The following is a 12,248-nucleotide window of genomic DNA, read 5'->3' as shown; positions in this document are numbered from 1 at the left end:
CGTCGCAGATGGCCACGTTTCTGTTCACCTTCGGTTTTCTTCTTGTCATCATGCTGGGCATGGCACTTGGCGTGATCCTGATGAACAAAACCATCAAGGGCAGTTGCGGCGGTCTCAATGCGATCAGCGACGCGGATCAATGTCTTGTTTGCAAAAAGGACATTGATCCTGACAGCCCGCTGAAAGAGCGGCTGCAATGTCCGCGGGCCAAGAAAATGATGGAACAGATGGAAAGCGCCTGAGGCGCTTTCTTTCATTTTGGGGCAAAGCCTTCGCCTACCCTTCCGGTTTTATCCGACGTCCAAAGGCAGGAAGCCCAGGGTCAGCAGCCCGGCAGCCGCTAGCAATCCGTAAATCCATAGCTGCACACGGGGGCCTTCGGCCTTCCAGACACGGCGGTATTGCACCCCCGCAAGGCAGGCCAGAACGAAGATCACGGTTGCGATCGCCGGGGTTAAAACAATCTCTGGCAATTTTCACTCCACCGTTTCCGAATCTGCGCTATGCTCTTCTTATAACCATTGAATTTCTTTTGGGAGGAGCGTGCAGCCATGCCAACGTCATATCAGGCACCGATGCGAAAAGATCAAGCCAAGGCCCGTACCCACAGCCAAAGCGAGGAGACCAATATGCAGTCCGAAAACGCCACGGTTGGGGATGTTCTGCGCGGCAAGGGATCCGAGGTTTTCACCATCACGCCAGACGCCACCCTGCATAACGCGGTTGAGATTCTGCGCGACAGAGGCATTGGTGCACTGATGGTCAGCAATGACGCCGGGCAGCTCTGCGGGATCCTGTCGGAACGTGACATCGTGCGCAAACTGGCAGACACCCCCGGCCAGACGTTGCCGCAACTGGTCAAGGATGTAATGACCGAAAAGGTTGAGACGGCGACGCCGGATGAGCCGCTGGTTGCCGCCCTGAAACGGATGACCGCCGGTCGGTTCCGCCACTTGCCCGTCGCCTCCGAGGGCGAACTGTTGGGCATGGTCACTATTGGCGACGTCATCAACCACCGCCTGACCGAGGTCGAACATGAAGCGTTGCAGCTGAAGCAACTGATCGTCGGCTAAGCCAAACCGTCAGCGCTGCGCCCGCAAACCTGTGGGCGCAGGCACTTATTGCGCCCGCCTCTTAATCCGCCGAAAGCACCAACTCAGCCGCTTCTGAGCAGAATCAGAGGTGAAACCGCCCCTTTATGGCAACGGTATTACCTTCCCAAGGTCTATTTCCTTCCATTTCTGAACATTTCTGAGTGACCACACCTGCTGCCCTATTTCTCGGCAAAAGTTGATATTTGGGTGCCAGTTCAATCACCTAGTCCACCCGCCAAAATCACCCCCACGATCGCAGATGCATGCAAGCCAAAATTCAGTCTGGCCTCACAGGCGGTTTGCGCTAACGTTTAAAGGCGCCGCGGCGAAATTTTCCACGCCGCACCGCGCAGCGACCACAAAAAAAAACCAAAATACGTTTCTCAACTGCATACCAACAGGGAGTTCCCGAATGCCCTATTATGACGTGAAGACCGTACTTACCCCTCTCTTTTCTTTTGCTCTCACTCTTTATGCTGGCGCCGCATTGGCCAACGATCCGCTGACTGTTGCCGGGTCTTCGACCGTGTTTCCCTATGCGGCGATGTCAGCGGATGCTTTTGTCGAGAGCCATGACTTTGCCTATCCCGAAGTAACAGCGGGCGGTTCTTCCACAGGACTTAAGATGTTTTGTGAAGGGGTCGGTGCTGGCACGCTCGATATCGCGATGGCCTCCCGCAGCATCAAGGCAACCGAAATCGCCAATTGCGCAGACAATGGGGTCAATGACATCATTGAGGTGCGGATCGGATATGACGGGCTGGTCTTTGCCAATGGCGTAGACAATCCTTCCTTCTCTTTTGTGCCCGCCGACTGGTATGGCGCCCTTGCCGCGCGCGTGATGGTCAACGGGGTGCTGAGCGACAATGTAGCAACCCGCTGGTCCGAGGTTAACAACACCCTGCCCGATGTGGAAATCAGCGCCTACATCCCTTCTGCCCAGCATGGCACACGTGAAGTCTTTGACCTCAAAATGCTCTTGGAAGGATGCAAAGCCACCGGCGCTTACGAAGCCTTCATGACTGAAAATGGTGGTGACCGGAAGGCGGCAAGCGCATCCTGCACCAGCCTGCGGTCCGGCAGTTTTGCGCAGGAACAAGAGGGCGGCGCCAAGGAGATCCTTGAACGCATTCGCGGTTCGCAAAGTGCAATTGGCGTGGTGAGCCTTGGGTTCTTTGACACCAATGCAAGCGCGCTGCAGGCCGGCACAATCAACGGTGTAGAGGCAAACGCCGAAAACATCGCGACGGGCGTCTACCCGGTGTCCCGCCCGCTGTTTATGTATGTGAAACAAGCCAATATCGCCGAAACACCGGGGATCAAGGAATTTGTTCTGACCGTTCTTTCTGATGAAATGTCCGGCCCTGGCGGTTTTCTCACTCTGTTTGGATTGGTTTCAGATCCAAAACTACAGGAAACCCGCGATAAGGTGATCAACGAAGAACGCCTTGGTGCCAGTGGATAGGGCCATAAGCCTCAGAAAATCTGATAAACAAACAAAGGGGGGCATTGCCCCCCTTTTCTTGCACCCTAATGGGCAGCCCTTTCACGGGCTAGAAATTCACCCGATCGCCGCCTTTCAGCGCCAAGATCTCGCGGGCCTCATCCGGGGTGGCAACCTCGCAACCCAGATCTTCGACGATGCGGCGGATTTTCTGCACCTGTTGGGCATTGCTCTCGGCCAGTTTTCCGCGCGAAATGAACAGGCTGTCCTCCAGCCCGACCCGCAGGTGGCCGCCCATCTGGCTGGCACTGGTGCCAAGCGCCATCTGCGATCCCCCGGCCCCCAATACCGACCAGCGATAGTCATCACCAAACAGGCGATCCGCGGTGCGTTTCATGAAGATAAGATTGTCAATCTCAGGGCCAATGCCGCCCAGAATGCCAAAGATGAACTGGATAAAGATCGGCGCTTTGAACAGCCCAATATCCATGCAGAATTTCAAGTTATAAAGATGGCCCACATCATAACATTCATGTTCAAACTTGATGTCATGCGGCGCCAGGGTTTCCGCCGCTTCCTGAATGTCGCGAAAGGTGTTGCGGAAGATGTTCTGATCCGAATTGGCGACATAATCCTTTTCCCAATCAAACTTCCAATCGTCGTCGCCGTAGCGCTTTACCAGCGGATGGAAGGAGAAATTCATCGCCCCCATGTTCATCGAACACATCTCAGGGCTGAAGGTTTTGGCGGGCGTGATGCGGTCCTGAATTGATAGGGTCAGCGAGCCCCCGGTCGAAAGGTTCACCACCGCATCGGTGGCCTGCTTGATGCGCGGCAGAAACGGCGCGAAATCCTTGGGCTCCACCGAGGGCGCGCCGGTTTCAGGATTGCGGGCGTGCAGATGCAGGATCGACGCACCGGCCTCGGCCGCATCGACGGCCTGCTGAGCAATGTCATCATAGCTGTAGGGCAGCGCATCCGACATGGTTGGGGTGTGAATGGCCCCGGTTACCGCGCAGGTGATGATGGTTTTCTTTTGACGTGCCATTAGCCGTTTTGTCCTTTGTGTTCAGCGCGTTTCACCACGCGATATCCTAGGGGGAAGAGCTGCAGATCAAACCGCGCCCGGATCAGACCCCAGACGCCTTTGGGGGCTTTCAGCATCATGACAATCGCCGCGGCGCCTAGAACGATCAGATAGGTGGTGCCGAGGTCGGCCAGCGTTTCGCGCAGCGCAAAGAACAGCAGCGTGCCGATGATCGGGCCTTCGATAGTGCCAATGCCGCCGATCACCACGATGAAGATCACAAAGGCAGTCCAATCATTCACGCTGAAGGCCGCATCGGGCGAAATCCGCAGTTTCTGCAGGAAAATCAACGCGCCGATCATCGCCGTCATGGCTGAGGTCACAACATAGACGGTGAATTTGGTACGCCAGATGTCGATGCCCAGACTGCCGGCGGCCAGTTCATTGTCACGGATCGCGGTCAGGGCCAGACCTTTGCGCGAGCGTAGGAACAGGTAGATCGTGGCGATCACCAGAACCGCAGCCCCCAGTGCCAGCCAGTAGCTCAGCGCCTCGCGCATGGCCCGTTTTGAGGCCAGAGATTTGACAATGGCGACCGGCAGCGAGGATCCCGATCCCCCGCCAAGGGCGGAAACCTGGGCAAAGCCCAGCCTGAACACCTCGGCAATGACCCAAGTGCCGATGGCGAAATAGGCGCCGCGCAGGCGGAAGATCAAAACCGCCACCGGCACGGAAACCAGCGCCCCCAGAACACCTGCCAGCGCAATCGCGGCCAGAGGATGCAGCCCGGCAAACATCGTCAGCGCAAAGAGCATGTAGCCGCCAAAACCAACAAAGGCCTGTTGACCCACCGAAACCAAACCGGCGTAGCCCGCCATCAGGTTCCAGAGTGAGGCCAACGACAGATAGAGAAACAGCTCGCCCATCAGGCGCAGGTCAGCGCGGCCAGCCCACCATGGGGCAGCGATCAGCAACGCCAGACCAACAAGGGCGCAGAGCGCCGCAATCCGGGCAGCGGGTGAGGAACGGGTGACGGAATAGTCCTGCAGGCTCATGCGGAAATCCTCGGGAACAGGCCGTTGGGGCGGATGGCAAGAATAAGAAGAAAGGCAAGGTGTCCAGACAGGGTCTGCCAGCCGGGATCGATCTTGGCCCCGATGGTTTGCGCCACGCCCAGAATGATGCCGCCAGCCAACGTGCCCCAGAGGTTGCCAAGGCCACCGATGATCACAGCCTCAAAGCCAAATATCAGCCGCCCTCCGCCGATGGCGGGATCAAAACTGGTGCGGATGCCCAAGAGGACCCCCGCAACCGCCGTGACCGCCAGCGCCAATGCCATGGCCAGACCAAAGACGTGACGGCGATTCAGCCCCATCAGCTGCGCAATGTCCTGATTGTCAGACACCGCGCGGAACGCCCGCCCCATGGCGGTGCGATAAAACATCCATTGCAGCCCCCAGATAACCGCGATGGCCAAACCAAAGGTGAAAAGTGGCAGCACCCCAAGGGACAGGCCGCCCAGTTGCACACTTGCCGTTTCCAAAGCGCCCGCGCTGATCTTCTGCGGGTCGGCGGAATACACCTCTAACAGGGTGTTTTGCAGGATCACCGACAGGTCGAAGGTCACCAGCAGCGGCGGCAGCAGATCATCGCCAAGGGTTTGGTTCAACAGTCCACGCTGCAGCACATAGCCAATGGCCCCCATCGTCGGCACCACCAGTAGCAGCGCCAGCAAGGGATGCAGCCCCGTTGCTGCGGTGACCGTCAGCCCCAAATAGGCCCCCAGCACAATCAGATCGCCATGTGCGATATTGACCAGCCGCATCACCCCGAAAATCAACGACAGCCCCGCCGCAAACAGGGCATAAAGCCCTCCCAGCAGCGTGCCCTGCACAATTGCATTCACCCAATCCATTTATTTGATCCCGAAATAGGCGCGCGAAATCTCATCACGCGAAACAGTGTCAGAGGCGCCTTCCAGCGAAATCCGCCCCTCTTGCAGGCAGTAGAGGCGGCTGGAGACAGACAACGCCTTGGCAATGTCCTGTTCCACGATGACCGCGCTCATGCCCTCACCGATGATGCCGGGAAGGGCTTTGTAGATGTCCTTGATGATGATCGGCGCCAGCCCCAGGCTGATTTCGTCGAACAGGATCAACTCGGGATTGGCCATCAAGGCGCGGCCAATGGCCACCATCTGCTGTTGCCCCCCCGACAAGGAGGTCGAGGGCTGGTGCTTGCGCTCTTCCAGGATCGGAAACAGCCGGTAAACAGCGGCCAGATCCCAAGGTCCTTTGCGCCCTACCTGCGCCCCGATCATCAGGTTTTCCTTGACCGAGAGCGATGGGAACAATCGCCGGCCCTCTGGCACCATGGCCAGCCCCAGGGCTGCGACCTGATCCGCCCGCAAGGTGCTGATGTCGCGACCAGCAAAGTGGATTTGCCCCGGCGCATTGCGTAACAGTCCGGTGAGCGAACGCATCAAGGTGGTTTTACCCGCCCCATTGGAGCCGATGATTGCCAGAACCTCGCCCTGCTGGATTTCCAGATCGAGACCATAGAGCGCCTGAAAGTCACCGTAATGAGCTTCGAGGCCACGTGTTTTCAGGACGGGTTCAGGCATCTGCTTCGATCCCCAGATAGATTTCTTTGACGGCGGGGCTGTCCATGATGGCCTGCGGTTCGCCCTCGGCGATCTTTTTGCCGAAATCGATGACGATCAGGCGTTCGACCACGGCCATCAGGGCGTGAACCACATGTTCGATCCAGATGATCGTCACCCCCGACGTGTGAATGCCTTTGATGGTCTGCACCAGCAATTGACACTCATCCTCGGTCAGCCCGCCGGCAATCTCATCCAGCAACAGAAGCTTGGGTTTGGCGCAGAGAGCACGGGTCAGCTCCAACCGCTTGCGATCCAACAGCGTGAGCCCGCCAGCCTCGGTATTGGCTTTGCCCAACAGCACGGTTTGGTCCAGAACCTCCAGACAATGCCGCGCTGCCTGTCGCCCGCTGAGCCCCGCCGCCTGCGTCGCGGCGACCATGGCGTTTTCGTAAACAGTGAGCCCGGAAAACGGCTGTGGCACCTGAAAGCTGCGCGCGATCCCGGCATGAGACCTTCGCGCCGCCGACCAACTGGTGACATTGCGCTGGTTGAATTCAATCGACCCCGAGTTTGGGGGCAAGGTCCCCGTGATCAGGTTGAACAAAGAGGTTTTGCCGGCACCATTAGGACCAATGATCCCGACGGCCTCGTTTTCCTTCACCTCGAAACTTTGCTCATCCGCAACCGTGACAGCCCCAAAGGCTTTGCTTAGGCGATCCAGCTTTAACAATGTGGTCATGGCACTCTCTTTTCCGATGCGGCGCCATTTCTGGCGCCGCGATACGCTTAGGACAGCAGTTTCAAATCTGCCGTTTGTTCGATCCCCTGCACGCCGTAGCTGGCAACAACTTCCAGATTGAACGTGTCGCCGGCCTTCTGCCATTGGCCCGCGGCCAAAGGTGTTTTGGTGACGTTGTTCATGGGACCATCCGACCAGTCGACTTTGCCCACGATGGTGGACATTTGCGTTGCCGCAATGGCAGCAACGATGGCCTCGGGATCTTCCAGATCCTCCGCCCGGCGAATGACATCGGCAGCAACCTCAAACAGCGCGTGTTTGAAGCCCATCGGCTGGGTCCAGGGACGACCTGTTTCGGCGGTGTAGCCCTCGACCAACTGTCGGGACGAGGTGCCGTTCAGCGAAGAAGAGAACGGGTGGTTTGGTGTCCACCACACCTCCGAGGTCAACCCGTCGCCACGCGCGCCGAGACTTTCAATAAAGGAGGGGAACAGCAATGCTTTGCCGATGGTCACAACCTTCGGGTGGAACCCCTGCTGGGCCGCCTGCGCCCAGAAGGTTGCAAAGTCCGGCGGGATCATGTTGCCAGTCACGATTTCACAGCAGGCCTCTTTGAAGGCAGAGATGTAATTGCTGAAATCATCCGACAGCGGTTGGTAGCGGCCGGGATCAATCAAGTCATAGCCAAACACCGCCAGCGGCTTGGGCAGACCCAGCTCTGGATGGCCCCAAGCGTTGCCATCAGCGTCATTGGGAAACAGCCCGCCCACAACCGGATTGGCGCCGGACGCATCCCACAGCTCCAGGAAGGAATAGATCACATCCTCCAGGCCCCAGAAGAAGTGATAAGTCGACTGGAACCCCTCCCCCGGAACGCCATTGCGGCCAAAGAAATACGGCTGCCAGGGGCAATCAGTAGTGATGCAGGGCACTTCGTTCACCTCGGCCTGATCGGCAACGGGGTTAACAGTGTCCGGCGTCGAAGCGGCCACGATAATGTCCACCTCCTCACCAAGGATCAGGTCGGCAGCCACCTCGGCGGCGCGGTTGGGGTTGGACTGGCTGTCTTTTGAAATGATCTCAACATTCCAGGACTTACCGTTGTTTTCCAAACCGGCAGCAAAGGCCTGTTCGATCCCCTTCAGAACGTAGTCATCTGCCTCGGCAAAACCGGCCAGCGGTCCGGTGCGCGGACTGACGTGCCCGATGCGCAACGTGGGGTTGGCGGCATAGGCGCGGGTGCTTTTCAACAGCGCAGGTGCGGCCAAAGCGGCGGCGCCTGCTTGCAAAAACCGACGGCGCGGCAAGTGTTTCAGTGTCTTGGTCATATCGTCCTCCTTTTGCCAGCCTCCCCGCTGACAACGCTTAAACTTCAGTTGCTTTGTTTCAGAATTCCCTCGAGTTCCTTGAGATAATTGGCGACCGTCAAGCGCACGGCCTCGGCCTCTTCAGGGGTCCAATTGCGAAAGCCCTGCCCTGACTTGACGCCCAGCTGCCCCGCGTTAACCAGTTGCTCCAGATAGGGGGACGGGCCTTGGCGGGCCTCGATGTCGTGCAGTACGTTCTGATGGATATCGAGCGTCAGATCGGTGCCAACGAGGTCGGCATTTTCCAGCGGCCCCAACACGGCCAGACGCCGGCCAAAGCTGGATTTCACAACGGTATCAACCGCCGCCGCATCACAGATACCGTTTTCCACCAGGCTGATCGCTTCACGCCATAGCGCGTGCTGCAAACGGTTGCCGATGAATCCGGGCACATCTTTGGCCACCATCACCGGTGTCTTGCCCGCCGCTGCCAAGAGGTCAAAGACCTCCTGCGCCAGATCGGCGCGTGTCCATTCGGTTTTGACCACCTCGACCAGCGGGATCATATGCGGCGGGTTCCACCAATGGGTGCCCAAGGCCCGGTCCTTATGTTTGAGGCCCGACATGATTTCGGTGATCGGCATGACCGAAGTGTTGGAGGCCAGAATGCAGCCTTCTGGCGCGTGGACCTCCACCTCGGCAAAAATCGCTTGTTTCAACGCCATCTTCTCGGGGGCTGCCTCAAACACAATGTCAGCAGAGCCCACGGCGGCACCGGTGCTATCAGCAACCTCGATCCGGGTCAGGGTTTCGGAAATCTCAGCCTCAGCGCAGCCCATCGCCGCCATGCTGGCGCGCACCCGTGCGGGTAAGGCATCGCGGGCCTCCGCCATGGGATCGGTAACCGTCACCAGATGCCCCGCCCGCGCCAGGGTCAGCGCAATACCGTGGCCCATCAACCCGGCGCCAATGACAGCGATATTCTTTGAATTAGCCATCATCGCTCACCCCGCCGTATAGCCGCCGTCGGCATAGAGAATATGCCCGGTGTAGAAATCCGACGCTTTTGAGGCGAGGAACAAAAGCGGCCCTGCCAGATCCTCAGGCTCGCCCAGACGGCCCTTAGGCACACGCGTCAGGAAGCCGTTGCGCACCTTGGTGGCCTCTTCACTGTCTTCGAACATCCAGGCCGTCAAAGGTGAGCGGAACACAGTGGGGGCAATGGCATTTACAGTGATCCCGGTGGGCCCCAATTCGCAGCCAAGCGATTTGGTGATGCCATCCACCGCCGCCTTTTGAGGCGCAATAGGCGGTGTAGCCCGCCGGATGGCCCAGCAATCCACGGGCTGAGGACACCAGAACAATCTTACCGCCCTGCCCCTGTGCTTTCATCTGGCCCGCCGCGGCGCGCGCCAATAGCCAGCTTTGGGTGACATTGGCGTCCATCACATCGGTGAAGGTTTCCGGTGCCATGTCGTTGATCAGCGCCACCTTGTTCATGCCCGAGGCCACCACAAGGATGTCCAATTGGCCAAAACAGGCCACAGCCTCGTCAATCAGGGACTGGCAGGCCGCCTCGTCCGAGGGCCGCTGGTTCAGCGCCATAACCTCGGATCCCAGCGCGCGGCACTCCTCCGCGATCTCATCCAATGCGGCCTGATTGCCAGCGGCCAGCACCAGCTTGCAGCCGGCACCTGCCAGAATGCGTGCAGCCACCATGCCAAAGGCGCCGGATGCGCCAGTGATCAACGCCACCTGCCCTTTCACATCAAACATCGTTAGGGGGTTCGCCATTACAGTCATGTCTTAGGTCTCCGGCGGATAAGGGATGACGACCAGCATTTTTGCGGTCTGATTTGAGCGATTGACGAGGATACGCACCTCATTCGGCGCGATTGTGCAGCTGTCCATCGGGGCCAGCACGGTCTCTTCCCCGTCCACAATGACGGTCATTTCGCCCTCCAGCAGGACGTAGACCTTTTCAAACGGCGTACTGTCCGGCCCCGCGCCGCCCCCTGGCAAAAACTGGCTGAAGCCAACCCATTGGTTCTGGGGGCCTTCCGCCTCGAACCCCTGCAACCGCAGGCCAAAACAACCGTGGTGATTGGGGGCCTCATAGGGCACGGCGTCTCTGAAACGTTTTAGGTGCATGGGGCGCTCCTATGGGTAGAAGATGCCGGAGCTACACTGTGCAGCAGCCCCGGCAGGTGAGCGTGCGATCAGAACGTTTCGCCCGCTTCAATGCGGTAGCCCTGACCTTTGTCGATCATGGCCACCAGACGGATGATGCAGCCGTCACCGCGGTCCCAGTTCCATGGGAAGAAGGCAAAGGTGCAGCGTTTTCCAGTGACAGCATCGAGATCGCCGCCCACATTCTCGATCCCGAGAATACCTTTTTTAAACAGGATGTTGTGGCAGGGCTCCCATTCGGGGAAGTCGTCCTTCCAATCGCGGCCGCCGGACCATTCCTTATATTCTTCTTCCAGATGCGGCAGCAGCGGACCATTGCGCTGCGGGCCAATGGCGGTGGCCAGCGGGTGGTCATTGGCCTGGGTGTCGTGGCCCACGACTTTCACACCTTTTTCCACCATCCACTCGGCGGCAGACGGCACAAACCCAGGGCAATAAGCGAAGTAGTCGCCGTCTTCATATTCTTTGTGCCAGCCGGTGTTGATGATCAGTACATCGCCAGGGCGGATCGCGTGACCGCAGGCTTTCTCAAGATCTTCACCGGTGATCGGCTCCCACTTCTTTTTGGGCAAGGACACAACAATACCTGTGCCGAAGAAATGCGGCAGCGGCACCTCATCGATAAAGGGCGTGCCCGCAACCACATGGGCCGGCGCGTCGATATGGGTGGTGGCATGCATCGTGGTGGTAATGCGTTGGCTCAGCACACCAGACTTGGCCATATAGTGGATGCGCTCGATTTTGGTGTCCTGAAAATAGGGCCAGTTCGGGTTCTGAAACCCGAAGCGGTGGCTGAGGTTGTAAAACTCCAACCCCATGTCGTTGTCAGTGTTCCCTTGGAACTCAATGCCGCGGATTTCAACCATCGGGCAAATCTCCTCTGTTCGCCGGACTCCGGCGTTTTTTTCACATCCAAAATGTCAGGGGGGTTGCGCCACCTGCCCCGCATAATGATGCGCATGCACCGCAATGCGGTCAACAGAAAGGCTCGCATAGTGGGTTAAGTGTACCGTATTGCGAAACACTCCGTGCTGCGGTATGGTCAACCAAAACAACAGACGCCAACCTGATGAGACCAAGCAAATGACTGATAAACAGCTAAAAAGCGAAAAAGCCGGCATTCAGGTCATCACACGCGCCGCAGCGATTCTGCGGGTTCTGAAAAATGCGCAATCCGGAATGAGCCTGGGACAAATCGCTGAGCGGGTCGATCTGCCCCGCTCTACGGTACAGAGAATCACCAGTGCCCTGGCTGAGGAAAAGTTTGTTATCAGTGATGCCAACGGGGGCGGGCTACGTCTGGGGCCCGAGTTGGGCGCCCTGGCCGGAAACGCACAGTACAACATCGTCGAACACTGCCGCCTGTTGTTGACAGAACTGACCCAGAAAACTGGTGAAACCACGGACCTTGCCGTAATGCGCGGCATTGGCATGGTGTTTCTGGATCAGGTCCCTGGCACCCACCGGTTGACCACAGTGTCAAAGGTCGGAGAGGTTTTCCCACTCACGACCACGGCCAATGGCAAAGCCTGTCTTGCGCAATTGCCCGCCGAAGACGCCATCAAGCTGATCCGCAATGAATGGGATCGAAATGGCGTGCAGGCCGATCTGAACAGCTTCCTTGCAGAATTGGCGCAGATCCGCAGTGCCGGGCTGGCTTATGACCTTGACGAGCACTCGGGCGGAGTGTCGGCAATTGGCTTCTGTTTCACCGACTGGGGTGGCGGTCTGCACGCAATCTCTGTGCCGGTGCCCTCATCGCGGTTTCCCATGCAACGCCGCACCATCGAAAATGCATTGCGAGAGACCGCGGCGCATATTCAGGATACGTTTGACTGAAGC

Annotated in this window: 16 protein-coding genes; 4 read left to right on the top strand and 12 right to left on the bottom strand. The window is 58.3% G+C overall.

All coding sequences use genetic code 11. The features are described 5' to 3' along the window. The first annotated feature begins 8 nt into the window (after positions 1-8). Positions 9-242, top strand: a complete 234-nt coding sequence (gene nqrM, locus SIC14_RS10565; RefSeq protein ID WP_412565773.1) for a (Na+)-NQR maturation NqrM — start codon at positions 9-11, stop codon at positions 240-242. A 48-nt stretch (positions 243-290) separates the two neighbouring features. Here the strand turns inward: nqrM and SIC14_RS10560 are convergent, their stop codons facing one another. Next, positions 291-473 (bottom strand): hypothetical protein, encoded by a 183-nt coding sequence (locus SIC14_RS10560; RefSeq protein ID WP_412565772.1) that lies wholly within the window; start codon positions 471-473, stop codon positions 291-293. 78 nt (positions 474-551) lie between these two features. Between SIC14_RS10560 and SIC14_RS10555 the strand changes: the two genes are divergently transcribed. Together SIC14_RS10555 and SIC14_RS10550 are read left to right on the top strand one after the other, a co-directional pair. Further along, complete coding sequence (locus tag SIC14_RS10555; RefSeq protein ID WP_412565771.1) at positions 552-1,073, top strand: CBS domain-containing protein; 522 nt, start codon at positions 552-554, stop codon at positions 1,071-1,073. A gap of 433 nt (positions 1,074-1,506) precedes the next feature. After that, positions 1,507-2,559, top strand: a complete 1,053-nt coding sequence (locus SIC14_RS10550) for a substrate-binding domain-containing protein (RefSeq protein WP_412565770.1) — start codon at positions 1,507-1,509, stop codon at positions 2,557-2,559. Between the two features lie 88 nt (positions 2,560-2,647). On the opposite strand, the gene SIC14_RS10545 is transcribed toward SIC14_RS10550, so the two are convergent. The 11 genes from SIC14_RS10545 to SIC14_RS10495 all read right to left on the bottom strand — a co-directional run bounded on the left by SIC14_RS10545 (position 2,648) and on the right by SIC14_RS10495 (position 11,272). After that, positions 2,648-3,586 (bottom strand): 3-keto-5-aminohexanoate cleavage protein, encoded by a 939-nt coding sequence (locus SIC14_RS10545; protein ID WP_412565769.1) that lies wholly within the window; start codon positions 3,584-3,586, stop codon positions 2,648-2,650. Next, positions 3,586-4,620 (bottom strand): branched-chain amino acid ABC transporter permease, encoded by a 1,035-nt coding sequence (locus tag SIC14_RS10540; RefSeq protein ID WP_412565768.1) that lies wholly within the window; start codon positions 4,618-4,620, stop codon positions 3,586-3,588. Before SIC14_RS10540 ends, SIC14_RS10545 begins: the two co-directional genes overlap by 1 nt. Next, on the bottom strand, positions 4,617-5,480 hold the full coding sequence (locus SIC14_RS10535; RefSeq protein WP_412565767.1) for a branched-chain amino acid ABC transporter permease: 864 nt from the start codon (positions 5,478-5,480) through the stop codon (positions 4,617-4,619). The genes SIC14_RS10540 and SIC14_RS10535 overlap by 4 nt, the downstream gene beginning before the upstream one ends. Further along, complete coding sequence (locus tag SIC14_RS10530) at positions 5,481-6,188, bottom strand: ABC transporter ATP-binding protein (RefSeq protein ID WP_412565766.1); 708 nt, start codon at positions 6,186-6,188, stop codon at positions 5,481-5,483. It abuts the gene before it with no gap. Beyond that, positions 6,181-6,909 carry an ABC transporter ATP-binding protein gene (locus SIC14_RS10525; RefSeq protein WP_412565765.1) on the bottom strand — a complete coding sequence of 243 codons (729 nt, stop codon included), beginning with the start codon at positions 6,907-6,909 and terminating at the stop codon, positions 6,181-6,183. Before SIC14_RS10525 ends, SIC14_RS10530 begins: the two co-directional genes overlap by 8 nt. A gap of 47 nt (positions 6,910-6,956) precedes the next feature. Further along, entirely contained in the window at positions 6,957-8,237 is a 1,281-nt protein-coding gene (locus tag SIC14_RS10520) for an ABC transporter substrate-binding protein (RefSeq protein ID WP_412565764.1), read from the bottom strand. 44 nt (positions 8,238-8,281) lie between these two features. After that, entirely contained in the window at positions 8,282-9,214 is a 933-nt protein-coding gene (locus SIC14_RS10515) for a 3-hydroxyacyl-CoA dehydrogenase family protein (RefSeq protein WP_412565763.1), read from the bottom strand. Positions 9,215-9,220: 6 nt separating this feature from the next. Then, complete coding sequence (locus SIC14_RS10510; RefSeq protein WP_412565762.1) at positions 9,221-9,502, bottom strand: SDR family NAD(P)-dependent oxidoreductase; 282 nt, start codon at positions 9,500-9,502, stop codon at positions 9,221-9,223. After that, positions 9,384-10,019, bottom strand: coding sequence for an SDR family NAD(P)-dependent oxidoreductase (locus SIC14_RS10505; protein WP_412565761.1), 636 nt, complete (start codon positions 10,017-10,019; stop codon positions 9,384-9,386). Before SIC14_RS10505 ends, SIC14_RS10510 begins: the two co-directional genes overlap by 119 nt. A gap of 3 nt (positions 10,020-10,022) precedes the next feature. Beyond that, complete coding sequence (locus tag SIC14_RS10500) at positions 10,023-10,367, bottom strand: cupin domain-containing protein (RefSeq protein WP_412565760.1); 345 nt, start codon at positions 10,365-10,367, stop codon at positions 10,023-10,025. A 68-nt stretch (positions 10,368-10,435) separates the two neighbouring features. After that, positions 10,436-11,272 carry a cyclase family protein gene (locus SIC14_RS10495; RefSeq protein WP_412565759.1) on the bottom strand — a complete coding sequence of 279 codons (837 nt, stop codon included), beginning with the start codon at positions 11,270-11,272 and terminating at the stop codon, positions 10,436-10,438. 217 nt (positions 11,273-11,489) lie between these two features. On the opposite strand from SIC14_RS10495, the gene SIC14_RS10490 reads away from it, so the two are divergent. Next, positions 11,490-12,245, top strand: coding sequence for an IclR family transcriptional regulator (locus tag SIC14_RS10490; protein ID WP_412565758.1), 756 nt, complete (start codon positions 11,490-11,492; stop codon positions 12,243-12,245). The last annotated feature ends 3 nt before the right edge of the window (positions 12,246-12,248 follow it).

Origin of the sequence: Thalassobius sp. MITS945101, assembly GCF_047123305.1 — a bacterium.
GTDB lineage: Bacteria > Pseudomonadota > Alphaproteobacteria > Rhodobacterales > Rhodobacteraceae > Thalassobius.
This window is presented reverse-complemented; position numbering and strand designations above follow the sequence as displayed.